At 66.3% G+C, this 261-nt stretch carries 1 pseudogene; it reads right to left on the reverse strand.

The features are described from left to right. Positions 1-234 (reverse strand): annotated as a pseudogene (locus tag HWD93_RS18550) (NAD(P)-dependent alcohol dehydrogenase); the annotation flags it as partial. Between the last annotated feature and the right edge of the window lie 27 nt (positions 235-261).

The raw sequence follows: 261 nt of genomic DNA on the forward strand, positions 1-261 counted from the left end.
TTCCGTGACCAGCGAGTCTAGGTCCACCTGTCCCGACGCGGTCAGCTCGATCGGCACCGGCCACGTGCCGGTGTACGAGAAGACCCCGGTGACGGTGACCTGGAGGTTCTGGATGTGCTCGACCGACAGCGTCATCTCGGAGTTGCCGAGCCCCACGAGGACGGCGACCTCGGCCGGTTCGACGGCCTTGATGTCGTCGGAGACAGCTCGCGGTGCTGCACTAGCGTCGGTCAAGGCATCGTACGGCGGCTGGTCAGTCGG

It is taken from the genome of Curtobacterium sp. C2H10 (genome assembly GCF_025407985.1).
GTDB lineage: Bacteria > Actinomycetota > Actinomycetes > Actinomycetales > Microbacteriaceae > Curtobacterium.